At 62.8% G+C, this 22616-nt stretch carries 24 protein-coding genes; 16 read left to right on the top strand and 8 right to left on the bottom strand.

Features of this window, described 5'->3' with window-relative positions:
* Positions 1-251: 251 nt before the first annotated feature.
* Both EV665_RS15695 and EV665_RS15690 read left to right on the top strand, forming a co-directional pair.
* A complete protein-coding gene (locus EV665_RS15695; RefSeq protein WP_133034784.1) occupies positions 252-479 on the top strand; it encodes a MarR family winged helix-turn-helix transcriptional regulator in 228 nt (75 codons plus the stop codon).
* A gap of 16 nt (positions 480-495) precedes the next feature.
* Entirely contained in the window at positions 496-942 is a 447-nt protein-coding gene (locus EV665_RS15690; RefSeq protein WP_133034783.1) for a hypothetical protein, read from the top strand.
* An 83-nt stretch (positions 943-1025) separates the two neighbouring features.
* On the opposite strand, the gene EV665_RS15685 is transcribed toward EV665_RS15690, so the two are convergent.
* Positions 1026-1928: a LysR substrate-binding domain-containing protein gene (locus tag EV665_RS15685; RefSeq protein ID WP_133034782.1), complete on the bottom strand. Its 903-nt coding sequence runs from the start codon at positions 1926-1928 to the stop codon at positions 1026-1028.
* Between the two features lie 91 nt (positions 1929-2019).
* On the opposite strand from EV665_RS15685, the gene EV665_RS15680 reads away from it, so the two are divergent.
* The gene (locus EV665_RS15680; RefSeq protein WP_245507726.1) at positions 2020-3639 is read left to right on the top strand and encodes an MFS transporter; all 1620 of its coding nucleotides are present in this window, start codon (positions 2020-2022) and stop codon (positions 3637-3639) included.
* A 1-nt stretch (position 3640) separates the two neighbouring features.
* On the top strand, positions 3641-4510 hold the full coding sequence (locus tag EV665_RS15675; protein ID WP_133034781.1) for an NAD(P)-dependent oxidoreductase: 870 nt from the start codon (positions 3641-3643) through the stop codon (positions 4508-4510).
* 81 nt (positions 4511-4591) lie between these two features.
* Here EV665_RS15675 and EV665_RS15670 read toward each other — a convergent pair whose 3' ends face one another.
* Positions 4592-5485 carry a LysR family transcriptional regulator gene (locus EV665_RS15670; protein WP_133034780.1) on the bottom strand — a complete coding sequence of 298 codons (894 nt, stop codon included), beginning with the start codon at positions 5483-5485 and terminating at the stop codon, positions 4592-4594.
* 108 nt (positions 5486-5593) lie between these two features.
* Here EV665_RS15670 and EV665_RS15665 point away from each other — a divergent pair, with 108 nt between their 5' ends.
* Both EV665_RS15665 and EV665_RS15660 read left to right on the top strand, forming a co-directional pair.
* A complete protein-coding gene (locus EV665_RS15665; RefSeq protein WP_133034779.1) occupies positions 5594-6493 on the top strand; it encodes an NmrA/HSCARG family protein in 900 nt (299 codons plus the stop codon).
* A 4-nt stretch (positions 6494-6497) separates the two neighbouring features.
* A complete protein-coding gene (locus EV665_RS15660) occupies positions 6498-6761 on the top strand; it encodes a DUF2798 domain-containing protein (protein WP_133034778.1) in 264 nt (87 codons plus the stop codon).
* Between the two features lie 31 nt (positions 6762-6792).
* On the opposite strand, the gene EV665_RS15655 is transcribed toward EV665_RS15660, so the two are convergent.
* Positions 6793-7665 carry a LysR substrate-binding domain-containing protein gene (locus tag EV665_RS15655; protein ID WP_064333384.1) on the bottom strand — a complete coding sequence of 291 codons (873 nt, stop codon included), beginning with the start codon at positions 7663-7665 and terminating at the stop codon, positions 6793-6795.
* A 122-nt stretch (positions 7666-7787) separates the two neighbouring features.
* Between EV665_RS15655 and EV665_RS15650 the strand changes: the two genes are divergently transcribed.
* The 9 genes from EV665_RS15650 to EV665_RS15610 are packed head-to-tail and all read left to right on the top strand — an operon-like array spanning position 7788 to position 17265.
* Positions 7788-8903 (top strand): ABC transporter ATP-binding protein, encoded by a 1116-nt coding sequence (locus EV665_RS15650; protein ID WP_245507725.1) that lies wholly within the window; start codon positions 7788-7790, stop codon positions 8901-8903.
* A 35-nt stretch (positions 8904-8938) separates the two neighbouring features.
* Positions 8939-10018, top strand: coding sequence for an ABC transporter substrate-binding protein (locus EV665_RS15645; RefSeq protein ID WP_133034777.1), 1080 nt, complete (start codon positions 8939-8941; stop codon positions 10016-10018).
* A 52-nt stretch (positions 10019-10070) separates the two neighbouring features.
* Positions 10071-10916 carry an ABC transporter permease gene (locus tag EV665_RS15640; RefSeq protein WP_064333387.1) on the top strand — a complete coding sequence of 282 codons (846 nt, stop codon included), beginning with the start codon at positions 10071-10073 and terminating at the stop codon, positions 10914-10916.
* Complete coding sequence (locus EV665_RS15635; protein WP_133034776.1) at positions 10913-11680, top strand: ABC transporter permease; 768 nt, start codon at positions 10913-10915, stop codon at positions 11678-11680. Before EV665_RS15640 ends, EV665_RS15635 begins: the two co-directional genes overlap by 4 nt.
* Positions 11681-11703: 23 nt before the next feature.
* A complete protein-coding gene (locus tag EV665_RS15630; RefSeq protein WP_133034775.1) occupies positions 11704-12855 on the top strand; it encodes a M24 family metallopeptidase in 1152 nt (383 codons plus the stop codon).
* Between the two features lie 7 nt (positions 12856-12862).
* Positions 12863-14005 carry an arginase family protein gene (locus tag EV665_RS15625; RefSeq protein WP_210234642.1) on the top strand — a complete coding sequence of 381 codons (1143 nt, stop codon included), beginning with the start codon at positions 12863-12865 and terminating at the stop codon, positions 14003-14005.
* Positions 13998-15485, top strand: a complete 1488-nt coding sequence (locus EV665_RS15620) for an aldehyde dehydrogenase family protein (RefSeq protein ID WP_133034774.1) — start codon at positions 13998-14000, stop codon at positions 15483-15485. The genes EV665_RS15625 and EV665_RS15620 overlap by 8 nt, the downstream gene beginning before the upstream one ends.
* Positions 15486-15511: 26 nt before the next feature.
* Positions 15512-16894: an NAD(P)/FAD-dependent oxidoreductase gene (locus EV665_RS15615; protein WP_210234641.1), complete on the top strand. Its 1383-nt coding sequence runs from the start codon at positions 15512-15514 to the stop codon at positions 16892-16894.
* A gap of 11 nt (positions 16895-16905) precedes the next feature.
* Positions 16906-17265: a cupin domain-containing protein gene (locus EV665_RS15610; RefSeq protein ID WP_162853074.1), complete on the top strand. Its 360-nt coding sequence runs from the start codon at positions 16906-16908 to the stop codon at positions 17263-17265.
* 108 nt (positions 17266-17373) lie between these two features.
* Here EV665_RS15610 and EV665_RS15605 read toward each other — a convergent pair whose 3' ends face one another.
* The 3 genes from EV665_RS15605 to EV665_RS32340 all read right to left on the bottom strand — a co-directional run bounded on the left by EV665_RS15605 (position 17374) and on the right by EV665_RS32340 (position 19551).
* Positions 17374-18627 (bottom strand): extracellular catalytic domain type 1 short-chain-length polyhydroxyalkanoate depolymerase, encoded by a 1254-nt coding sequence (locus EV665_RS15605; RefSeq protein WP_133034773.1) that lies wholly within the window; start codon positions 18625-18627, stop codon positions 17374-17376.
* Between the two features lie 30 nt (positions 18628-18657).
* Positions 18658-19077, bottom strand: coding sequence for a CopG family transcriptional regulator (locus EV665_RS15600; protein ID WP_133034772.1), 420 nt, complete (start codon positions 19075-19077; stop codon positions 18658-18660).
* A 216-nt stretch (positions 19078-19293) separates the two neighbouring features.
* Positions 19294-19551, bottom strand: coding sequence for a hypothetical protein (locus EV665_RS32340; protein ID WP_162853073.1), 258 nt, complete (start codon positions 19549-19551; stop codon positions 19294-19296).
* A 135-nt stretch (positions 19552-19686) separates the two neighbouring features.
* Between EV665_RS32340 and EV665_RS15595 the strand changes: the two genes are divergently transcribed.
* Complete coding sequence (locus EV665_RS15595; RefSeq protein ID WP_162853072.1) at positions 19687-20874, top strand: alpha/beta hydrolase; 1188 nt, start codon at positions 19687-19689, stop codon at positions 20872-20874.
* A 45-nt stretch (positions 20875-20919) separates the two neighbouring features.
* Here the strand turns inward: EV665_RS15595 and EV665_RS15590 are convergent, their stop codons facing one another.
* A complete protein-coding gene (locus EV665_RS15590) occupies positions 20920-21930 on the bottom strand; it encodes a C-terminal binding protein (RefSeq protein ID WP_133034770.1) in 1011 nt (336 codons plus the stop codon).
* A gap of 84 nt (positions 21931-22014) precedes the next feature.
* On the bottom strand, positions 22015-22575 hold the full coding sequence (gene msuE, locus EV665_RS15585; RefSeq protein WP_133034769.1) for an FMN reductase: 561 nt from the start codon (positions 22573-22575) through the stop codon (positions 22015-22017).
* Positions 22576-22616: the final 41 nt, after the last annotated feature.

Here is a 22616-nt window from a genome sequence, read left to right as displayed (position 1 = left end):
TCGTTGCAGAAAGGAAATAGGTGGCCGGATTTTACTCCGCCCGCAGCAGCATTATGCCGCCGCTACCGTGGCCGACTTTTGCACCGCCGCTCTCATTTTGTGATATGATGTTTCAATGGACGTGCGAATTGTGCTTCGTCCTACCCGGCAATCCAAGACATTATTGCGAGTGCCTCAGCCGTTATTCTCCATCGTATGGAAAACCGGCTCGCAGCAGAGGTTTTATGCTCTCAGGAGCACCGTCCAACGCGATGTCGTTTGAAGCGGCTGGATATCTGGTGCGCGAAACGCATCGAGACGATTCCCGCGCTGTGGCCCTCGCGCTGAGCGCCACAGGCTTCAAAGTCATTGTCGAGGCGCGCGCCGTTGTCAAAGCCCTCGATGAACGCCTCACCCAACCGCTCGGCGGGCCATCCGGGGAGCGCACGCTTCTCCTTGCCGCAGCACTGCGCGATTTGCTCGACCAGTCCCAACCATGATTCCACGGAGAACGAGATGACGAATTCCCCGCCGATTACCCGGTTCATTGGCGAAACGGAGCGCACGTTGCAGGCACTGTTGCAGCACCAGCTCCAACAGGCTGGATTGACCTTTGCTCAATGGGTTGCGCTGACCGTTCTGTCTGGCGGCCCACTCAGCTCCACAAGACTTGCCACGGCCATTGTCGATGCCCGAGTCGTTGCTGCGGGTGAAGAGCTGAATGTCGTGAACGAGTTGGTCGAGAAGGGAATTGTAGAGCGCGGAACTGAACTCTCCATGACGGAACTGGGGTTCGGAGTGTTCCTCCCACTTCGCGACCGTGTGCGTGACATCACCATCCGCCTTGTCGCCGAAATGCCCAGCGAAGACCTGGCGGCAACCCGCCGAGTCCTGGAAGTCCTGACTCGCCGCGCGACCGAATTGCTCACCGCAGAAGTCGCCGCCACACCACAGTTATCTTGATGGATGAAGAGCGGGGTTCGTCGACCGCGGCGTTAAAGACGTGAGCAAACTCAGCGGGTAAGCGTGTTCCACGCCCTCATGCATCAGGCTGGCATCAGCACTGTGGCGAAGTGTCGTCCTATCATGTCGGCGACCGTCCGGACTGAGGGCAACTGACCGCGCCGATGAGGCATGAGGAGCGACGTCCGGACAAGGCCCGCAGTCCAGTCGGGCAAGACACGCACGAGAGAACCGGTAGCAACAGGCTGGAGACAAATGGATCTGGGTAGCCGTACAATGCCCAAGCCGGCACAGGCCGCCGCAACCAGGGTGGTGCTTTCGTTGGCGTGAAAACAGGTTTCGAGCACGCAAGTCACCTCACGCCCGTCAAGATGCCGCAATGCCAGGGTGGTTCCACCCAGGCCGGAATCGATGCCTTTGTGACCGCGCAGATCTTCCGGGGTTTCCGGTGTGCCGCCCGGGCCGAGATAATACGGCGATGCGACCAACCAGAATTCGTCGACGCCCAGCGTCCGTTGTATCAGGTCGGAATCCGGCAGGGGGAGGACGTGGTCGCGCAATGCGATGTCGTAACCCTCCCCGACGACATCGACGAAGCGATCGGAAGCGTCGAGCGCGATGCGCAAGCGCGGGTAGGATAGCGCGATCTGCGGCAGGAGATCGGCAAGCAGGTGCTGGGCGGTGGGCACGGAAGCCGTAATGCGGACCAGCCCGGTCGGCTCGGCCAAGCGACCCGCAATCACCGTTAGCACCGTGTCGGCCTCGATCACGATTGCCGAAGCGTGTGCGTAGATTTCCTGCCCGATATCGGTGATGACAAAGCGGCGCGAACTCCGTTGGATCAACCGCACTCCCGTTACACGCTCAAGCTCGGCAATACGCTTGCTGAGGGTCTGCTTGGGTATGCCCAGGAGCCGTGAGGCGGCTGTGAAGCCGCCGCTTTCGACGACACGCGCGAACATCTGCAAGTCGTTGAGGTTGAGCATATCGTCTCCAAATGTGGACGCAGGGGTGCAATTTCACCTGCTTGAGATGGTTTGTCCATCATTTTAGCAAGGTTCAATCAGAACAGATGAATTGATCGAGGACTGCCATGAATTGCCCAGCAAAGTCTCCCTCCGTACCCGCCGGCCGGTTCTGGCCATGACGATGTCCTCATTTCAGGAGCGACCCGCACTGTCGGCGCGGGCCAGCAGACGTGACTGGTGGGGCCTGGCCATTCTCGCGCTGCCCTGTCTCCTCTATTCGATGGACCTGACGGTTCTCAATCTGGCCGTTCCCAGCCTGACCGCGGATCTGCAGCCGAGTGGTCCGCAGTTGCTTTGGATCGTGGACATTTATGGCTTTGTCCTCGCTGGCGCGCTGATAACGATGGGTGCGCTGGGCGATCGGATTGGTCGGCGCAAGCTGTTGATGTGGGGCGCGGCTGCTTTCGGCAGCGCGTCGATCCTTGCGGCCTTCTCACCCACGGCAGAGCTGTTGATCGTCGCCCGCGCCTTGCTCGGCCTGGCGGCCGCAACGTTGGCGCCATCCACGCTATCGCTGATTTCCACCATGTTTCGTGACCCCGGGCAGCGCAGCCTGGCGATCGGCATCTGGATGGCGAGCTTTTCGCTCGGCGGCGCCATCGGACCGCTCGTCGGGGGAGCGCTGCTCGAACATTTCTGGTGGGGCTCCGTCTTCCTGATCGCTGTCCCGGTGATGGTCTTATTGCTGGTTGCGGCTCCGCGCCTGCTGCCCGAATTCAAGGACTCCGATCGTGCGCGGGTCGAGGTGGGGACCGCGCTCCTCTCGATCGCGGCCATGCTGGCCCTGGTCTATGGTGCCAAGCGGGTCCTGATCGGGAGTTTCGATCCTGCCGGTATGGTCGCGCTGGCCACGGGCATCGTGCTCGGCACCTTGCTCGTGCGCGGGCAGCTGGCCGCCGGCCGGCCGATGATCGACTTCCGCCTGTTCGCGCAGGCTTCGTTCGCCATCCCCGTCGGCATCTATTTCACCGGGCTGTTCCTGTCCTTCGGCACGCTCCTGCTCTTTGCCCAATATCTGCAACTGGCCCTGGAAATGCCGCCCTTCGAAGCGGGGTTGTGGACCTTGTTCTCCGCAGCCGGGTTTCTCATCGGTTCGTTGAGCGCTCCCGCATTCGCCGAACGCGCAGGCCCGACGAGGGTCATCCCGATCAGTCTGCTGGTTGCGAGCGCCGGGTTTGCCATGCTCTCGTGGAGCGTTATGGCAGGGCTGTTTCCAGCCGTTCTGGCCGCGGCTTTTCTCATGGCGCTGGGCGTCGGACCCGTCCTGACGCTTTCGACTGACCTCATCGTGGGAGCCGTTCCGGTCGCGCGTGCCGGTTCTGCCGCTGCCATTGCCGAAACCAGTTCAGAATTGGGCGGCGCCCTCGGCATCGGGGTTATGGGGAGCATGGCGATATCGGTTTATCGCGGTGCCATCGGGCCGGCGCTCGATGCAAGTCTGCCCGAAACGGTGCGGGTGGCGGCCGCCGACAGTCTGGGCACGCTTCACGCAGCAATAGGCGGCCTCGGCCAGCCTGCGCAGGAGACTTTGCGGGCTGCTGCCACATCGGCTTTCAATATCGGTTTCGCTGCCCAAAGCGCCGCCTGTGCTGCCCTGGCCCTCCTCGCCGCACTGGCTTCGCTCGCCATGAAGAGCAGGGCAACACGCTTGAATCAGAATGGAGTTTGACATGACAAAGATCGCAGTCCTCGGCTTGGGCGCCATGGGCCGTTCAATCGCCCTCGCGCTAAGCCGGAATGGGCATAGCCTGACCGTGTGGAACCGAACGCATGCCAAGGCACAGGCACTGGCATCGGACAGGATCGTGGCAAGTCCAACCGTCGCAAGGACCATCGCGCCCGCAGAGCTTGTCATCGTGTGCGTGCTCGATCAGACGGCCGCCGGTCAGATCGCGGGCGACTTTCCCGACATGTCCGGCAAGGTGGTTGTCAACCTGACCAATGGAACGCCCGATGAGGCGATCGGGTTTGCCAGGCGTCTCGATCGGAAAAACGCACGATTGCTGAGCGGCGGCATCATGGCCGTGCCGCCAATCATGGGCACCAGCGACGCCTTGATCCTCTATAGCGGCGACCAACACGCTTATGAGGACCACCTGCCGACACTCATGGCGCTGGGGTCGGCCCAGTTCATGGGAGACGATCTGCGCCTTGCGCCGCTGAATGACCTGGCATTGCTGGCCGGCATGTATGGCGTGTTCTCCGGCGCGGCTCATGCCTTTGCCATGTTCCGAGCCAGCGGCAGGCCTGCTGGCGAACTGGCGCCGCTGCTCAAACAATGGCTTGGCGCGATGATCGAGACGCTGGACGAGATGGCCGCGCAGGTCGACAGCGGCGACCACGTCACAGGCGTCGTCTCCAATCTGGCCATGCAGGCGATCGCCCTGAACAACATTGTCGCGGCCAGCAGAGACTTGGGGGTCGGCCCTGCGCTGATGGTGCCGATGCAGCAGCTCGTGGCTGCTCGGGTGGACAAGGGCCATGGCCGCGAGGATATTTCGGGCGTTGTCGTAGAGTTGCTTGACGCGCCTGCAGTTTAGCTTGGGGCGCCGGCAAATCCCCCGGCACCGGCTTCAATAAGGCTCTGCCCGGCCATCAAGGTCTTATCGGATGCCCTCGCATCACAGGCCATCCAGCCTGAGCCGCCTCGCCAGAAGATCGACAAAGACCCGAACTTTGGCGGGTGGAAGTCTGCTTTCTTGCCACAGTGCGTGGATCGGCACTGGCCTGGGTTCGAATTCGTTCAGGACGATCTCCACGTCACCGGCCTCCACGAGGTGCCTGATCTGCCACAGCGGCGAGTACCCCAGGCCGAGTCCGGCACTCACGGCCGAGTAGATCGCTGCCATCGTGTTCGATCGAAACGCACCGCGGACGCCCACCATGCGCCTCTTCCCGCCAATCTGAAAGGCCCACTGACCCGGCCGGCTATCGACGGTTCTCACGATGCAGGCGTGCTCGCGCAAGTCCATGGGATGGGCCGGCCGACCATGCCGGGCGAAATAGGACGGCGCACCGAACACCACGCGCCGTAGCGCGCCCAGCCTTTTTCCCTGCAAGCCGGAATCCGGCAGATCGGCGATGCGCACCGCCAGATCGAGCCCTTCGCTTGCAAGGTCCACGAAGCTATCCGTCAGCTGAAGATCGACCTCGACCTGCGGATAGCTTTCCATGTATTCCGCGATAATCGGAACAAGGAAATCGGGGCCGAACAGCATTGGCGCGCCCACCCGCAAAATGCCCGATGGCTCCGTCCGGCGATCCGCGACTTCCAGCCGCGCCTCGTTGATTTCCAGGACCGCCGGCTTCACGCGCCGATAGAACGCCTGACCGGCGTCGCTGAGCGCGGAACGCCGTGTGGTTCGGTGGACAAGCTGAACGCCAAGGCCCTCTTCAAGTGATGCCAGAGAGCGGCTCACCGCCTGCAAAGAGCGATCGAGACGACGCGCAGCCGCCGTAAGGCTCCCCGTGTCGGCGATATGAACGAATGCTTCAAGGTCCTCAAGGCGGCTCATATTATCTCGCAGATAGTGATTGAGAATCACTTATAGCAAAGATTGTTGCATTTACCGTGAGAAATTAGAGTGCTCCCAGTTCAATTTATCTGCACAAAGGAAATGGTCATGGGATCCACCCAACCCATCATTCTGGTCGTGGGAGCCACGGGCAAATTCGCACGTCTGGTCGTTCCCGAATTGCGGCGGCGGAATGCTGTCGTCCGCGCGCTTGTGCGCGACGATGCACGCGCCGACCTTGCTCGCTCGCGGGGCGTGGCCGAGACCGTCATTGGAGACCTCCGCAACAGGGATAGTCTTGCCGAGGCTACCCGGAACGTGGCCGGCGTCTTCCATATCGGCCCGGCATTCACTCCCGACGAAGCGGCAATGGGTGTCGCCCTCGTCGAGGCCGCGGAGCGAAACGACGTCAAAAAGTTCGCCTTCTCGTCGGTGATCCAGCCGACGAACACGCGCCTGAAAAACCACGCGAGCAAGATTCCGGTCGAGGAGGCGCTTTACTCGTCCCGGCTCGAATACACGATCCTGCATCCGGCGAACTTCATGCAGAACATCGGGATGGCCTGGCCATCGATCCTTCGTGACGGCGGTTTCGGGGAGCCCTTCCCCAAGGACATAAGGATCGCTCGCGTCGACTACCGCGACGTTGCCGAGACCGCAGCTATTGCTCTTACGGAGGATAGGCTGGCGTTCGCCACACTGGAGTTGTCGGCAGGGATGTTCAGCCGCAACGACATTGTTGCGGCCATCTCGGACGAGCTCGGGCGTCCGATAGAAGCCTTCGAGCCCAGCTTCAGCGAATGGGCGCATAGCGCCCGGCTGCCCTATAGCGACCAACAGCTTCACCTTCTCTCGAAGGTCCACGATCACTACCGGAAATACGGATTGGGAGGAAACAGCCTCTCACTGACCGCTGCGTTGGGGCGCGAACCGCGTTCGCTGCGCCAGTATGTCCGCGAACTGGCTCGTCGGCAGGACATCGAATCCAGCAATTCCGTCATGGAGTAGGAATATGCAAATAAATCAAAAACGATCGGGACTGAGAAAACTCCCGCCGAGCTCCGCCCGGATATTGATGCCACTGATCCTGTCGATCTTTATGTCGGCAATCGTGTCGGCGGTGGCGACCTCTACAAGCATCGGGCCGGGAATCAGCTTTGCCGCAACCTGGCCAGAGGCTTGGGGAGCCTCCTGGATAGTCGCGTTCCCAACGCTGCTTTTCGCATTGCCGATCGTTCGCCGGATCGTCGCCATGTTCGTCGAGCAGTCAACGTGAGCCTCTTTACGCCCGAACGTCATTCGCCCTGCTAGCCGGAGTTCTCCAGCTGCTCGATCAAGATCGCCGAAAACACCTCGGCGACCGCGCGCTTGGTCTCGCTGGGATGGATCACGAAGTAGGGGTAGGGCGCGGGGATCTCGAGGTCCAGCACCTTGATCAGCGAGCCCCGGCGTAGATCGTCGGCGCAGAGGATCGAACTGCCCACCGCCAAACCGCAACCCTCCCGCGCGCCTTGCAAAGTAAGGAAGGCGTTCGGAAAATACATGTGCTGACGAGGGACGGCCTGGCTCACCGTGCTGGTGCTGATCAGCCGCTGCCAGTCCTCTCCGTTGTCGGAGTGCAGGAGGACATGGTTCTGCAGGTCTGCCTCGGACCGCAGGGCGTTTCGATAAAACAGGTCCGGGCTGCAGACTGCAAAATACCGTTCGTTCTTGAGGATGGCGTAGCGCGATCCATGGATTGGCCGCTCTCCGTAGGAGATGACCACATCCATCGCCTCGCTGGCCTGCTCGATGGGGAAAAGCCGGACCGTGACGAGGGGAAACCGCTCGGCGAACCTGTCGAGGATCCGCATCAGGCGCAAGGCGGCAAGAGCAGGTGCGCATGAGACGCGCAGCTCTCCCTCGAAGCTCTCGCTTGCCGCGGTCCGGCAGGCGCTCTGGATTTCCTCGAAGGAGCGACTGAGTTTCGCGAAGAGCGCTGCTCCGGATGGGGTGAGGCTGAATTCCTTGCGGCTCCTGACGACGAGCTGCGTTCCAAGCTCTTTTTCCAGCACGCGCAGATGATGCCTGATCGCGCCGGGAGTGACGTTGAGGTCGTTGGCGGCCAAAGGGACGCCGCCCAGTTTTGCTACGGAAACGAACGCCCGCAACGACGTAAGATACAAGAGTTCTGGGTTCATTCGGGTCTCAAAGCGTCAATTGATTTAACGTAACATGCGAAATTTATTAATTTGCGTCAATTTAATTATTGGATGTACGGTTCGCGGCATACCAACGACGCGAGATCCGACCGAACATGGGAATGCACGAGCAACCAGCTGCCGATGACGGGGATGCTCTCATCCGCATGGAGGGCGTCAACAAGGTATTCGGCAACTTCACGGCCTTGAGCGACGTCAGCATCGATGTGCGCGAAGGAGAGTTTCTCACGCTCCTCGGACCTTCCGGTTCCGGCAAGAGTACCACGCTCATGTGTCTTGCCGGCTTCGAGACGCCGACGCGCGGGCGCATCCTCTATCGTGGCGAGGACGTCACGCGCCTGTCACCCGAAAAGCGTGGCCTCGGCGTCGTTTTCCAGGGCTACGCGCTTTTTCCTCATATGACGGTCGCCGAAAATGTCGGTTACCCGCTGGTCGTCCGGAAAGTCCCAAAGGCCGAGCGTGACGCGAACATCCGCGCCATGCTGTCGACCGTCGGCCTTGGCGGCTATGAGGATCGGCGCATCCAGGGCCTTTCCGGCGGCCAGCAGCAGCGCGTCGCCCTTGCGCGTGCGCTGATCTTCGGGCCGAAGCTCCTGCTTCTGGACGAGCCGTTCTCCGCCCTCGACCGCAGCCTGCGCGGTGAGATGCAGTCGGAGCTGGCGCGCATCCACAAGGAACTCGGCACGGCCTTCGTCTTCGTGACGCATGATCAAGACGAGGCGCTTTCGCTCTCCGACCGCATTGCCGTCTTCAACAAGGGGAAGATGGAGCAGGTCGCATCGCCAAGCGACATCTACGAGGCGCCGGCCTCGACATTCGTCGCCGGCTTCGTCGGCAAGACGAACCTTCTCGACGTCACCGATCTCGTGGCAGGCAACGGCAACGGTCTCTATCGCGCCCGCTATGGAGACGTCGAAATCATCTGCAAGGGGCCGGAGCATCTGGCGCACGCCGGGTCGGGCAAGCTCAGCGTGCGAGCCGAAGAGGCCGAACTGCATGCTTCCGCACCCGCAAGCGCCGATCTCAACGCCATCAAAGTCCGGCTGCTTCGCTCGGTCTATTTCGGCGGATGGGTGGAAGCGCTGCTCGAAGATTCCGCCGGCAAGCTCTTCAGCGTGCGCCTCACGACGACGCGGGCCCGCCATACCGGCCTTCAAGACGGCCGGGACTACTGGCTGAGCTGGCCCAAGGGTACCGGCTATCTCGTTCCTGCATGACCAACCGCATCAGCACAACAAAGAAGGGGAATGAAATGACTGTGATGAAACCGGATCGCAACCTCCCGGCCATGACACGCCGCCAGTTTGGCCTGTCGGCCATCGCTGCAGCCGCGGCCGGCGCCTTTATGCCACGCTCGGTCTTCGCCGCCGACCAGCTCGTCGTCGCCAACTGGGGCGGCGACGCCGTAACAGCCTTTGAACAGGCCTTCGCCGAACCGTGGGGCAAGCTGAACAGCGGCAAGCTCGTCGTCGATGGCGGCGGGCCGAGCGAAGGTGCCATCAAGACGCAGGTGGACAGTGGCGCGGTGCGCTGGGACGTCTGCGACGGCGAGATGTATTCGTCCTACCGCCTCGGCAAGGAGGACCTTGTCGAGAAGCTGGACTTCAATGTGATCGACAAGAACCTCGTCGGCTTCGGCGACGTCCACGATTTCGGCATTGCCAACTATGTCTACAGCTATGTTATCGCCTTCGACGCTGCCAAGTTCGGCGGTGATCCGCCGAAGAGCTGGGCCGATTTCTGGGACGTGAAGAAATATCCGGGCAAGCGCGCGCTCTACAAGTGGATGAGCGCCAACCTCGAGATCGCTTTGCTCGCCGACGGCGTCAAGCCGGAGGAACTCTATCCGCTCGACCTCGATCGGGCGCTCGCCAAGATCGCCGAGCTGAAACCGCATATCCTCACCCATTGGGAGACCGGCGCGGAAAGCCAGCAGCTCCTGCGCGATGGCGAGATCGTCATGGGCCAGGTCTGGAACACACGCGCGGAACTGGTGAAGAAGCAGACGTCGGGGCAGATCGACTATACGTTCGATCAGGCCGTAGTCTCGCCGTCGGTCTGGTTCGTGCCGAAGGGTAACCCGGCTGGCCGCGATGCTGCCATGCGCTTCATTCGCATGACGCAGGAGCCGGAGGTCCAGGCGAAGCTCATGGAGGTCTACGGCATGGGGCCGGTAAACCCCGCGGCCAACGCGCTCCTGTCACCCGAGCTTCAGAAGATCAGCCCGACGGCGCCGGAGAATATCGAGCGTTCGGTCTCGATGCAGAACCAGTGGTATGCCGAAAACTACGGTCAGGCCCTCGACAAATACACCGCCCTGATCTCCGGCTGAACCCAAACCGCCGGCGGGCCTCCCGCCGGCACCCCTTTCCGGATTTGAATCGATGCTCAAACATCCTGCGAACTGGCTGGGGCTTTCGCTTGCCCTGCCGTTGCCGACATTGCTTGTGCTGGCCTACCTGCTGCCACTCGCGGGCGTGCTCGCCTGGAGTGTGAGTACGCCGGCTGGCATCGGTTTCGGCCACTACCGGCAAATTGCGACCGACCCGCTCATCCTTTCCATCCTCTGGCGCACGCTGCGGATCTGTACCGTCGTGACGCTGGTGAGCGTCGTGATCGCCTATTTCCTCGCCTATCATCTTCGCTTCGGCTCGCTTCTGAAGAAGCGGATCCTGCTGATCGGCGTGCTGATCCCGTTCTGGCTTTCCGCCCTCATCCGCGCTTTCGCCTGGCTGATGATCCTGCGTGGGAATGGTCTGGCAAACACGTTCCTGCAATCCGTGGGTGCGATTTCAGAGCCGCTGGCGCTGGCACGCAACGAACTCGGCGTGATGATCGGCATGGTCCATTTCCTGGTGCCCTATGCGGTGCTGCCGATCCTCTCGTCGCTGCAGCATATCGACGACCGGCTCCTCCAGGCGTCACGCAGTCTCGGGGCGAGTTTCTGGAGAAGCTTCAAGGATATCCTCCTGCCGCTTTCCAGCTCCGGCCTGCTGGCGGCGACCGTCATCGTCTTCGTCTTCAGCCTCGGCTTCTTCGTCACGCCGTCCGTGCTCGGCGGCGGGCGCGTGGTCATGGTGGCGGAATATATCTACCTGCAGATGTTCCAGCTCTCCAACTGGGGGCTCGGTGCGGCGCTCAGCGCCATCCTGATGCTCATCGTCGTCGCGCTGATGCTGCTGCTCATCAGGATCGTGGGCATCCGCCGGCTGATGGATACCGCGTCATGAAGCAGGTCGCGAGTTGGACGGGCATCGCCGTCGCCGTCACATTCCTCCTGCTGCCGCTGGTGGTCATCATCCCGCTGTCGCTCACGCCGACGAGCTTTCTGTCGTTCCCGACGGGAGACCTCTCCCTGCGGCACTACGAGGCCCTGTTCACCGATCCCAAATGGATCGGCTCTGCCGCCGATAGCCTGATCGTCGCGACCCTCAGCGCCGTCGTCTGCACGCTTCTGTCGGTTGCGATGGCGAGCGGCCTCTGGCTGACCAACACGCGCCTCGCGCCCGTCTTCATCACGATCGCGCTCCTTCCCATCGTGGCGCCGCAGGTCGTCTCGGCGATGATCGTTTATTATCTCGAGGCGAGGCTCGGCATCCTCGACAGCTATGTCGGCCTTGTCGTCGGCCACTGCGTCGTCGCGCTGCCCTATGCCGTCATCGCCATGCTGGTTGCGTTCTCGCGGCTCAGCCGTTCGCTGGAGCGCGCCTCACGCTCGCTCGGCGCCGGCACCTGGACGACGCTGTGGCGCGTGCTGCTGCCAAACGTGAAGTCCGGCATCTTCGGTGCGGCGTTCCTGTCCTTCGTCATCTCGTGGGACGAGGTGGCCGTCACGCTGTTCATCTCGGGCCTCAACGTGATGACGCTGCCGAAGCGCATCTGGGACGGCCTGCGCTTCGACATCAACCCCGTCATCGCCTCCGTTTCCGTCGTGATGATCCTTCTGACGACCATCGTCCTGATCGTTCAGGCGATGCGCAAAACAAAATCCTGATCCATACCAAGGAGAGAACTGCCATGTTGACTGCATTTTCGTTGGCCACCTACCGGGACCGCCAGAAAAAGTTGCTCAAGCGCATCAAGGGCAAGGAGCTCGATGCGCTGATCGTGAACTTTCCGGACAACATCAACTACCTGACCGGTTTCGACAGCCTCGGCTTCCTCTGGTACCAGGCGCTGATCATTTCGGAGAAAGTGCAGCCGGCATTGTTCTTCACGCGGACTTCGGAAATGCCCTGCGTGCACGAGCTTTCGGCCATCGAGGAGTCGGTCTTCTACAACATCGCCACCCAGGATCCGCTTGAACTCGTGGCCAAGGCGTTGATCGACGCGGGCCATGCCAAGGGCCGCATCGGCATCGAGACGCACGCCTTCACCTTCTCGCCCGACCAGTTCCTGCGCCTGCAGAAATACTTGCCGGAGGCGACCCTCATCGACGCCTCGACGGCGGTCGCCGAGGAGCGCCTCATCAAGTCGCCGCAGGAAATCGAATATCAGCGCTCCGCCGCCCGCATGGCCGACTATGCGATGAAGCGGGCGTTCGAGGCGATCCGCCCGGGCCGCTCGGAAGTGGAAATCGCCGGCGAGATCGCCATGGCGCTCGGCGAGGCCGGCAGCGAATACAGCGCCATCTCGCCCATGGTGGCGACGGGCCGCCGCAGCACGATGACCCACGCCATGCCGCACCGCCAGGTGGTCAGCGTCGGCGATGTCGTCATCATCGAGCTCGCCGGCGTGTGCAACCGCTACCACAGCATCCTGATGCGCAGCGTGGTTGTGGGCAGTCCGTCCGACCGTGTGAAGGAAGTCTCCGATCTCCTGACGGAATCCTTCCACGCGGCGATCGACGCGGCCAAGCCCGGCCTGCCGGTCGGCGGCTCCAACACGGCATGCAATAAAGTCCTGAACCGGTTGGATCTGGCCAAGACCCGCGTGCACCGCATCGGCTACAGCCTCGGCCTCGCCTATCCGCCGACCTGGCTGGAGGCGATGATGCTGGACGAGGCGGATGACCATGTGTTCGAGCCCAACATGTCCTTCTCGATGGAGCCGAACCTGTCGCTCTACGATGAGGGCTTCGGCCTCAAGCTCGGCGATACGGTGCTCTGCTCGGCGAACGGCTCTAAGAGCCTTTCCGAACTGCCTCCGACCCTGACCATTCTGGATTGAGGCGATCATGACGCAGGCACCGGCCATGGATATCTTCTGGCACGACGACGTGCTGTTCCACGACACGGGATTCGGCTTTTTCGAAGCGCCGGAAAACCCGCTTCTCTCGGTCCAGATGGTCCATCCGGAAAGCGCGGACCGCATTCGCAACATGAAGGCGGTGCTGCAGCGCGGACCAGTCGCCCAGAGCCTGCGCTGGCATAGGGGAACACATGCGTCGGAGGCGGACATCGTCCGCTTCCACGACGAAGCCTATGTAGCCGAGATAAAGCGTGCGGCCCACGAGGGCCGGCGGTTCTCGTCGACGACACTGCTCCGGCCTGGCGCCTGGCCGGGGCTGCTTGCGGCGGCGGGCACGACGCTCGACGCCGGCCGTCATGTTCGGGAAACGGGAGCGCCCGCCTTCGCGCTTGTCCGCCCGCCCGGCCACCATGCGGGCCGCGCGATGGCTGACGGCTACTGCTTCTTCAACCATGTCGGCATCGCGGCGGAGGACGCGCTGGCAAACGGCATCGGCCGCGTGGCCATCATCGATTGGGATGTCCATCACGGCAACGGCACGCAATCGGGTTTCTACGACCGCGCCGACGTGCTGACCGTCTCCATGCATATGGACCACGGCGCATGGGGACCGACCCACCCGGAAACGGGCGGCATCGATGAGAGAGGTATGGGCGCTGGGCTCGGCTTCAACCTCAACATACCCCTGCCCATGGGGTCGTCGGACACGACCTATCTCGGTGCCTTTGACGAGATCGTCGTCCCGAAGGTGCGCGCGTTCAAGCCGGACCTGCTGATCATGGCCAATGGTGTCGATGCCGGCCAGTTCGATCCCAACGGCCGGCAGCTCGTCACCATGTCCGGTTTCCATGCCCTGGCGTCGCGCGCCCGTGCCCTGGCCGATGAACTTTGTTCTGGACGGCTTCTTGTCGTGCAGGAAGGTGGCTACAATCCTGCCTATGCAGCCTTTAGTGTGCATTCGGCGATCGAAGGTTTTGCCGGCCTGCCGGAAAGCCTGAAGGATCCGCTTGGCTACATGCCGCAAGCCCGCGAACGGGCGGAACGCGACGTCGCGGCGCTGAAGGCCGGCATTCTCGCCGGGATTGAGAGCGGACGCCGCACGCAGAAGACAGGAGCATTCGATGCATAGGACCCGCCTCTATATTGACGGCATGTTCACCGCGCCCGAGGGCGAGCAGTACTTTCCGGCGATCAATCCCGCGACCGAGGGAACATTCGCGGAGGTCGCGGCAGGACAGGCGGTCGATATCGACCGGGCCGTGCGTGCGGCACGCCGGGCATTCGATGCCGGCGAATGGCCGGGCCTGAACGGCGGGGCGCGCGCCGGCATCCTTCGCCGCATTGCCGAAGGCATCCGCGCGCGGCTCAAGGAGATCGCGCTTCTCGAAGTCCGCGACAACGGCAAGCCGGTCCCCGAAGCGGAATGGGACGTGGCCGATGCCGCCTTCTGCTTCGACTATTATGCCGATCTCGCCGAAGAGCATGCGGCGCGTCCGCGGGAGACCGTCGATGTCGGGGACGCCCGTTTCCAGGCGACGATCTCGCGCGAGCCGCTGGGTGTCATCGGCGCCATCACACCCTGGAACTTCCCGCTGCTGATGGCCGTGTGGAAGGTCGCGCCGGCGCTTGCCGCCGGATGCACGGTGGTACTAAAGCCGTCCGAGCTCTGCTCGCTCTCCTGCGAGGTGCTCGCCGAGATTATCCATGCGGCCGGCGTTCCGGCGGGCGTCTTCAACCTCGTCACCGGCACCGGACCGGAGGCCGGCCAGCCGCTTGCCGATCACCCCCTGGTCGACAAGGTGGCGTTCACCGGCTCGGTCGCGACCGGCCGCAAGGTCATGCAGGCCGCCAGCGCCGGCATCCGCACGGTGTCCCTCGAGCTCGGCGGCAAGTCGCCCTTCCTCGTCTTCGACGACTGCGACATCGACAAGGCCGTCGAATGGATCCTGTTCGGCATCTTCTGGAACAAGGGCGAGGTCTGCTCGGCAACCTCGCGCGTTCTGGTGCAGCGCGGGATTTTCGACCGGCTTCTCGAACGCTTGCGGATCGCCACGGAGACGATCGAGATTGGTTCGGGAGAAGCATCTGGCGTCAAGCTCGGCCCGCTGGTTTCCAAGGGCCAGTACGACAAGGTGCGCGACGCCATAGAGGCCGGCAAGCGGTCCGGAGCGCGGCTCGTCACCGGTGGCGACCGTCCGGAGGGGTTCGATCACGGGTATTTTCTGCGCCCGACGATCTTTGCCGATGCCCCCACCCATTCCGCGATCTGGCAGGAGGAAATCTTCGGCCCTGTCGTCTGCATCAACGCGTTCGACACGGAACAAGAAGCGCTCGATCTCGCGAACGACAGCAAATACGGTCTTGCAGCGGCGGTCATGTCCGACGACCTCGACCGCTGCGAACGCGTCGCTGCGAGGCTGCGGGCCGGCATCGTCTGGATAAACTGCTCGCAGCCGACATTCACGCAGGTGCCCTGGGGCGGCTACAAGATGTCCGGCATCGGCCGCGAGCTTGGCCGTGCGGGCTTCGACGCCTGTTGCGAGACCAAGCAGATCACCCGTTTCGATCACCGCGAACGCTGGGGCTGGTATCTCGATGCGCCGGAATGAGCAACGCAAGCGCAAGGATGCCTGACATGTCCGACACCCCCGCCCAGGCCGTTCGCGCACCGTTCTGGAACGACACCGTCGGGCCGCAACCGGACTGCCCGCCCCTTGCCGCCGACACCAGCTGCGATCTCGCCATCGTGGGCGGCGGGTTCACGGGCCTGTGGACCGCGCTCGAAGCCCGACGCCGCCAACCGGACGCGCGGATCGTCCTCGTGGATGGCGGGCGCTGCGGCAACGCGGCGTCGGGCCGCAACGGCGGGTTCTGCGCGCCATCGATTTCGCATGGCGTCGGCAATGCATTGAAGCGCTGGCCGGCGGAGGCCGAGGCTCTGGTGCGTCTCGGACGCGCCAATCTGGATGCGTTCGAAGCCGACCTTGCCGAGTTCGGCATGGAGGTCGAGTTCGAACGCAAGGGCAAGCTGACGGTTGCGGAGAAACCCTGGCAGATCGAGGGCCTGAAGGCGCAAGCTGAAAACTACCGCCGGTTCGGCATCGACTGCACGTATCTGACCGGAGACGCGCTGCGGGAAAATTTCAACTCGCCGGTCTACACCGCCGGCCTTTATGAACCGAATTACGCACTGCTCAACCCGGGAAAGATGGTGGCGGAGCTGCGGCGCGTCGCGCTGTCAAAATCGATCGATATCCATGAAAACACAGGCGTCACCGAGGTGCGGGACACCCCGCACGGTGTCGAACTGGTAACGCGGGGCGGCGTCATTCGCGCGGCCAGGGTCGTTCTCGCCACCAATGCGGCGCCGCCGCTGCTCAGGCACCTTCGCAGCGCAGCCATCCCGATCTTCGACTATGCGATCGTCACCCGGCCGCTCAGCCATGGCGAACTCGCGTCGATCGGCTGGGCCGGCCGGCACGGCGTCGCCGATTGCGGCAACCAGTTCCACTATGTCCGCAAGACCGCCGACGATCGCATCCTCTGGGGCGGCTATGACGCGATCTATCACTTCGGTTCTCGCCGGGACGAGGCCTTCCTTCTCGAAAGCGACAGCTTCGCCCGCCTTGCGGCCAATTTGGCCCGGGCGCTGCCCACCCTCGCCAATGTGTCGATTACCCACGCCTGGGGCGGCATCATCGACACCTCGGCGCGCACGACCTTTTTCGCAGGCACGGCACACGCCGGTCGCGTGGCCTATGCGATGGGATTTACCGGACAGGGGGTCTCGGCAAGCAGGTTCGCCGCCCTGACCATGCTCGATCTTCTGCAAGGGCACGATACCGAGCGCACCAGGCTGGCGATGCTCCGCCGCCCGCCCTTCCCGTTCCCGCCGGAACCGCTCCGCTGGCTCGGCATCCGTCTTGCCCAGAACGGCCTTGCCCGTGAAGATGAAACCGGCCGGCGTTCGCTGTTCAACAAGACCCTCGACGCGTTCGGCGTCGGCTTCGATTCCTGAAAGGACATACGTTGCACCCTTCTCCCCGACATCTCATCGCCTTTGACGATGGCGCGATCGACGCAAGAGAAACCGTAACCTCCGATCCCGTCGTGGTCGATCAGCCTTACCGGGCCCGCAGCTGGCGGCATTTCGAACGAACCGACAAGGGTGCGCTTGCCGGTATCTGGGAGGCCGAGCCGCATATTGAGCGCGTCGACTGCGATTATGACGAACTGTGTCATATCCTTGAGGGCAGGGTGAGGCTGACGGACGCCGGAGGCGTCGCCCGAACCTTCGCAGCGGGCGACAGCTTCGTCGTGGCGGCCGGTTTCAAAGGCACTTGGGAAAACCTCACGTATGTGAGGAAGGTTTTCTTTATCCTTGGCTAAGCTTACGTTTGGGACGGAAATATTTTCCGCCATGTTGCGCTTGTGCGCTGGCCAACCCCAAGGGACTCTGCGCAATGCTGATGTCCTTCATTCGGATCATGACCGGCCTTACCGCTGATCAAGAAAAAAACGCACCATTTCTGTCGTGGCGTCAGGTCCCCGAGGATCGGTATATGATCCAGGGGTATGGCCGCCGAACCAGGCATGGCCCGCTCCGTCCACCAGCCAGCATTCCAATGCCGTGCGTCCTGTCTCGTCCGCGACAAGGGTTCTCGTATAGGTGAGCCCGCCAGCAGAACGGCCGGAATTGCGAACCGGGCTAGCGTGTCTAGACGGTGTTGTTGCCGCGACAATCCGATCTGCGTTGCAGGGATGGACCGTCCGGTCCGCGTTGCCGTGGAAGACAATCGTGCGGACCCGGCCTGCCTGGTCGGCACCTGAGAGCGGCTTTGGGCGAGAGGCGGAACCGGCATTCCCACGCATCGCGGCGAACGCCGAGACGACGTCGTGGGCCGATCCGTAGGCCAACCCGGAATGTATGCCCACGGCTGCGTAGAGATCGGGATAGGTCTCGCCCATCACCGCGGCCATGGCACCGCCGGCAGACAGGCCCGCGACAAAGATCAAGCTACGATCGAGGTTGAATTCACGGATGATCTCTTCCGTGATGCCTGCGATGATCGCAGGCTCGCCAGCGCCGCGTCTCTGGTCGGATGGCCGGAACCAGTTCCAGCAGGACGACGCATTGTCCGCTCCGGTCTGGTCAGGATAGGCAACCAGAAGGCCCTGCGTTTCGGCGACGGCGTTCATGCCGGTTCCAATCGCGAAGTCGTCGGAATCCTGCTTGCACCCGTGCAGCATGACGATGAGGCCGTGTGGCCGGCCCGGCGCGGAAGCCGGAACATAGAGCTTGTAGCCTCGTGTGCCTGCCGCACAGGAGAAGGTGCGGGCCAAGTATTCGGCGCCCTCGGGAATGACGGGCGAAAGGCAGCGTTTCGCGATACCGGGCAGGCTGCCGCTCGAAAGCGAACCGAGCGTGCCGGTCGACGCACGGCCCTCGCTCAAAATCCTCAACGTGTCCGCCAGGGATCGTCGCCGTGGCGGCTGCGACGATCCCGTCCGGGTGCTGGCGGGCTCCGGTCTTGCCGAAGACTCGATGACCTCGGCGTTCGGATCGACGGAAAAGGGTTTCGAGCGCGATTTCGTCGCGGGAGGTATTATGTCGGAAGCTGTCGGTTCGGGCTCCATACTGCCCGCTCGGTTGGCAAGGGCGTCTTGGATCACGCGGGTTGCCTCGGCAAGGTTCAAGGCATACGTGGAGAGCGTCGCCCGGCGCATGGCCGCGGCAAATTCATTGTTCATGGTCTCGTCCTTGTTTAGGGGCGCAAGGCCCTATCGGATGCGGTCTGCGAGCGCGGCCTTTACTTCCGCGCTGGCCTGAAGCGCGCCGAGCACGGTGATGGATTCGATGGTCGCGAGGGCGAGCTCGGGGGTGACGTCCGGCGCAATACGGGCGAGGCCGACCACCTTGATATGCAGTTTCTCGCCGGCTGCCTTCACGGTTTCCAGATCCGCCCTGCTGTAGTCGCGCAGTCCCAGTTCGAGGGTGTGGCGGACGATCGAGCGTTTGACAGCCTCTCCATCGACGCCAAGCTGGTTGCGGATCGCCGTACGGATGAAATCGGTGCGGTTCGAGTAGAACCCTTCCTGCACGAGGAGGTCGATTCGACCGAGGTCGACATAGCCGAGATTGATGGTGATCTTCTCCAGGTCCGCGCCCTTGTCGCGAAGCTTGTGCACATTGTTTGCCATGACATTCTCCATCCGTGTGGATGGTATATGGATGGTTGATGCGTGATTTCAAGGATTGTCGATTGGAAAGCGTTGCCTGCCATTGGCTGGCCTGGCGCTTACACCGCGAGAAGGTCGTCCATGGAAATGATCGGATCGCCTTGGCGATAGGGTTTGGAAAACATGCTGCCGTGCGGAAGAGGCATAAAGGAGCCGGGACGATGGGGTGGCCCTCGGTCAAGGAGCCTGCTCTCGTTTCCCGGCGGCTCGTGCGCGATGCTCCGTGGTCGTCAGGTGCGCCTGCGCGTCGCCATGACGGTGCGCTTTCATCGGCCTTGCCAGAAAGCGCAGCGCGCGGGCGGCCGTGGCGGCGATGCGCCCGAAGGCCTCCGTCCTGGCCTTGTCCCGCAGCCTTGCCCCCTGCCGGGCATAGAAATCGATATCGATGGAGCCGTCGCTGCGGCGGACGATGTCGGCTGGCGGCTGGATCGGCATGGTGGACGCTCCCTGGCTGTTCGGTGCCATTGTCGGACGGGATCGGCCACGCCGCTTGAGGAGACGTTCACGATTGTCTTGTCTTTTCCTGAATTTTCCCTGCCGGCGGGATGCCGGCCGTCTATACTGTTGCCCATGCGTTATCGGTTCGGCGATTTCGAGCTCGTACGGGAAACGCGCGAACTGCTCGCGCGGGGACAACCGCGCCCGGTCGAACCGCAGGTCTTCGACCTTCTGCTATACCTGATCGAATCGCGCGATCGCGTCGTCACCACGGACGATCTTGTCGAGGCGATCTGGGGTGGCCGGATCGTCTCGGAGGCCGCGGTCAGCGCGAGGATCAGCGCTGCGCGTTCGGCGGTCGAGGACGACGGCAAGCGGCAGCGATGGATACGGACCTTTCCCCGCCGGGGTTTCCGCTTCGTCGGAGACGTCGCGGTGGAAGCGCCCGGCAGGTCGCCTGCGGCGGCGGGCAACCAGCACATCGCCTTCTGTCGTTCACGTGACGGGACCCGGATCGCCTATGCCACGAGCGGGGAGGGCTATCCGCTCGTCAAGGCCGGGCATTGGCTGACCCATCTCGATCACGACTGGACCAGTCCGATCTGGCGGCCGTTCCTCGACAGGCTGAACAGCGCCTTTCGGGTCGCGCGATACGACCAGCGCGGAAACGGTCTTTCCGACTGGGATATCGGCGACCTCTCGCTCGACCGGTTCGTCGACGACCTCGCGGCGGTCGTCGACGCGGCCGGTTTCGAACGCTTCGCCCTCTACGGCACCTCCCAGGGCGCGCCGATCGCCCTGGCCTATGCGCACCGCCATCCCGAACGGGTGTCCCATCTCGTCCTGCATGGCGGTTTTGTCGAGGGCCGGCTGATCCGCATGCGCGAGGGCGAGCGGCAGCAGGCCGAGGCGATCCTGACGCTGATGCGCCACGGCTGGGGGCGAGCCGGAAGTGCTTTCATCGATGCGTTTGCGACGATGTTCATTCCCGACGGCACGCGCGAGCAGATCGAGTCGCTCGTGAGCCTTCAGTGCCGCACGACCTCGCCGGACAATGCCGTCGCCCTGCACCGGGCGGTCGATACGTTCGACGTCAGCTCCATCGTGGAAGAGATCGACATTCCGACCCTCGTCGTGCACGCGCGTGGAGACAGCGTCCAGCCGCTCGACCAGGGTCGGGAACTGGCCAGCCGCATTGCCGGAGCGGAATTCGTGCTTCTTGAGAGCCGCAATCATATCCCGCTCCCGCAGGAAGCCGCCTGGCGGACCTTCTTCGACCGCCTGGAAGCGTTCGTGCGCGGATCGGACACAAAACGATAGCCGTTTGTGTCCGGCGAACCTCCATCGGCGCTATGTCACCGCTGCTCACGATCTTTCCGTGACGCGGTTTCTGAGTTTGCCTTCATCGAGCAGAATTCTCACCGTCTTCGCCGCATTGCGACGCATCTCGACGGACGCGTGGTCAGAGTAGAAGGCATTGTGCGGCGTGATTACCAATCGGCCTGCAATCCAGTCCTCGCGGTTGCGCCACGCCGTAAGCAGCGGATGAACGCCGGGCGGTTCCTTGACCAGCGTATCGATAGCGGCCGCAGCGAGATGCCCGCTCCGCAGTGCGGCCTCGAGCGCATCGAGATCCTCGATCAGGTCTCCGCGCGCGGTGTTAACGACGATGGCCCCGGGCTTCAGCTTCGCGAGGCCATCGGCATTCAGGATGCCGCGAGTCTCGTCGTTTGCCGGACAATGGAGCGTGACGATATCCGATTGGGAAAAGAGTTCGTCCAGTCGCTCCGGCCGTTCATAGCCGATGGCCTTTTCATGCCCTGGCGGCTGGTTTGGATCATAACCGAGAAGACGGAAGCCGAAGGGCTTCAGCCGGTTGATCACCGCCGTTCCGATCCGGCCGACGCCGACAACGCCGACCGTGGCTCTGTTGGAGCGTGAAAGCGGCTTCAGGCTATGGACCTGCCATCCGGATGTGTATCCGCGGGCGCGGGCGTCATGTTCCCAAAGCCGTCGGTGCAGGGAAAGGATCATCGCAACGGCGTGGTCTGCGACCTCCTCGGTGCCATAGTCCGGATTGTTGGCGAAGGGGATGCCGGCCTCTGCGAGCGCATGAAGATCGATCTTCTCGTAGCCGACGCCATAGCGCACGACACCCTTGCAACGGGTCAGGTGGGCGATGCTTTTCGGCCCGAGTCTCGCACCCCAGACCATCAGGGCATCGAGCCTCGCCAGCCGGTCGGGGGTGAAGGACGCCTCGTCCGTGCTGGCGAAGAAGTCTATCTCGACATCGTCACCGAGCACGCCGGCTTCGAGATCGGGCGCGCCGATCATGTGGTCGGTAATTCCGACTACATGTTTTTTTGCTGGTATCATTGGTCTCTATCCTCGCGGCGCTCGCATCGCCTGCAAATCCGGGTGCCTGCGACAAATGCGGATCGCGCGGAACATGGCGGCAGCCTATTCCGCCGCGACTGCCGCCGAAATCGGCTGTGCGCCGATCAGCAGGGAAGCTTCCGTGATTGCCTGATTCACGCGACCGAGTATGACGGGCGACACTGTGCCGTCGATGAAATCACGACCCGAGGCATAGATCGCGGTCGGCGCAACAAAGGCCTCGAAAAATGCAAAAAGCGGTCGCAACTGGTGCTCGACAACGAGCGAATGCCTGTCTCCGCCGCCGGTTGCCGTCAACACGATCGGCTTGCCGCGTAAATCGGCGGGATCGAGCAGATCGATGACGTGCTTGAAGAGACCCGTATAGCTCCCCTTGTAGGTCGGAGATCCGATAACGAGCGCGTCAGCCTCGACAATCGTTCGGATCACATTGCGTGCTTCGGGGGCCAGGCCAGCCACCGACCTTGCCGCCGCCAAGGATGATCCGAGGTCCTCGATGTCGAAGACCACATGCTGCCGGCCAACCTTTCTTGCGAGCGCTTCCGTGACGCTTTCCACGAAAGCTCTCGTGCTCGACGGACGGGTGATGTTTCCCGAGAAGCCGACGATCAGATTGTTGCTCATTCAAATTCCCTCAATGGTTCGCGTGAAGCTGTCAGAGAGAC

It is taken from the genome of Shinella granuli (assembly GCF_004341885.1).
Classification (GTDB): domain Bacteria; phylum Pseudomonadota; class Alphaproteobacteria; order Rhizobiales; family Rhizobiaceae; genus Shinella; species Shinella granuli.
The sequence above is the reverse complement of the archived record's forward strand: the minus strand, read 5'-3'. Positions and strand labels throughout refer to the sequence as shown.

Excerpts from the sequence above, each read along its gene's own strand:
- EV665_RS32340 (WP_162853073.1), bottom strand. The coding sequence starts at position 19,551 with ATGCCGATCCAGCCGCCAGCCGACATCGTCCGCCGCAGCGACGGCTCC.
- EV665_RS15635 (WP_133034776.1), top strand. The coding sequence starts at position 10,913 with ATGAAGCAGGTCGCGAGTTGGACGGGCATCGCCGTCGCCGTCACATTC.
- EV665_RS15695 (WP_133034784.1), top strand. The coding sequence starts at position 252 with ATGTCGTTTGAAGCGGCTGGATATCTGGTGCGCGAAACGCATCGAGAC.
- EV665_RS15670 (WP_133034780.1), bottom strand. The coding sequence starts at position 5,485 with ATGAGCCGCCTTGAGGACCTTGAAGCATTCGTTCATATCGCCGACACG.
- EV665_RS15595 (WP_162853072.1), top strand. The coding sequence starts at position 19,687 with ATGCGTTATCGGTTCGGCGATTTCGAGCTCGTACGGGAAACGCGCGAA.
- EV665_RS15640 (WP_064333387.1), top strand. The coding sequence starts at position 10,071 with ATGCTCAAACATCCTGCGAACTGGCTGGGGCTTTCGCTTGCCCTGCCG.
- EV665_RS15605 (WP_133034773.1), bottom strand. The coding sequence starts at position 18,627 with ATGAACAATGAATTTGCCGCGGCCATGCGCCGGGCGACGCTCTCCACG.
- EV665_RS15645 (WP_133034777.1), top strand. The coding sequence starts at position 8,939 with ATGACTGTGATGAAACCGGATCGCAACCTCCCGGCCATGACACGCCGC.
- EV665_RS15660 (WP_133034778.1), top strand. The coding sequence starts at position 6,498 with ATGCAAATAAATCAAAAACGATCGGGACTGAGAAAACTCCCGCCGAGC.
- EV665_RS15615 (WP_210234641.1), top strand. The coding sequence starts at position 15,512 with ATGTCCGACACCCCCGCCCAGGCCGTTCGCGCACCGTTCTGGAACGAC.
- EV665_RS15650 (WP_245507725.1), top strand. The coding sequence starts at position 7,788 with ATGCACGAGCAACCAGCTGCCGATGACGGGGATGCTCTCATCCGCATG.
- EV665_RS15665 (WP_133034779.1), top strand. The coding sequence starts at position 5,594 with ATGGGATCCACCCAACCCATCATTCTGGTCGTGGGAGCCACGGGCAAA.
- EV665_RS15630 (WP_133034775.1), top strand. The coding sequence starts at position 11,704 with ATGTTGACTGCATTTTCGTTGGCCACCTACCGGGACCGCCAGAAAAAG.
- EV665_RS15675 (WP_133034781.1), top strand. The coding sequence starts at position 3,641 with ATGACAAAGATCGCAGTCCTCGGCTTGGGCGCCATGGGCCGTTCAATC.
- EV665_RS15600 (WP_133034772.1), bottom strand. The coding sequence starts at position 19,077 with ATGGCAAACAATGTGCACAAGCTTCGCGACAAGGGCGCGGACCTGGAG.
- EV665_RS15625 (WP_210234642.1), top strand. The coding sequence starts at position 12,863 with ATGACGCAGGCACCGGCCATGGATATCTTCTGGCACGACGACGTGCTG.
- EV665_RS15690 (WP_133034783.1), top strand. The coding sequence starts at position 496 with ATGACGAATTCCCCGCCGATTACCCGGTTCATTGGCGAAACGGAGCGC.
- EV665_RS15655 (WP_064333384.1), bottom strand. The coding sequence starts at position 7,665 with ATGAACCCAGAACTCTTGTATCTTACGTCGTTGCGGGCGTTCGTTTCC.
- EV665_RS15620 (WP_133034774.1), top strand. The coding sequence starts at position 13,998 with ATGCATAGGACCCGCCTCTATATTGACGGCATGTTCACCGCGCCCGAG.
- EV665_RS15590 (WP_133034770.1), bottom strand. The coding sequence starts at position 21,930 with ATGATACCAGCAAAAAAACATGTAGTCGGAATTACCGACCACATGATC.
- EV665_RS15685 (WP_133034782.1), bottom strand. The coding sequence starts at position 1,928 with ATGCTCAACCTCAACGACTTGCAGATGTTCGCGCGTGTCGTCGAAAGC.
- msuE (WP_133034769.1), bottom strand. The coding sequence starts at position 22,575 with ATGAGCAACAATCTGATCGTCGGCTTCTCGGGAAACATCACCCGTCCG.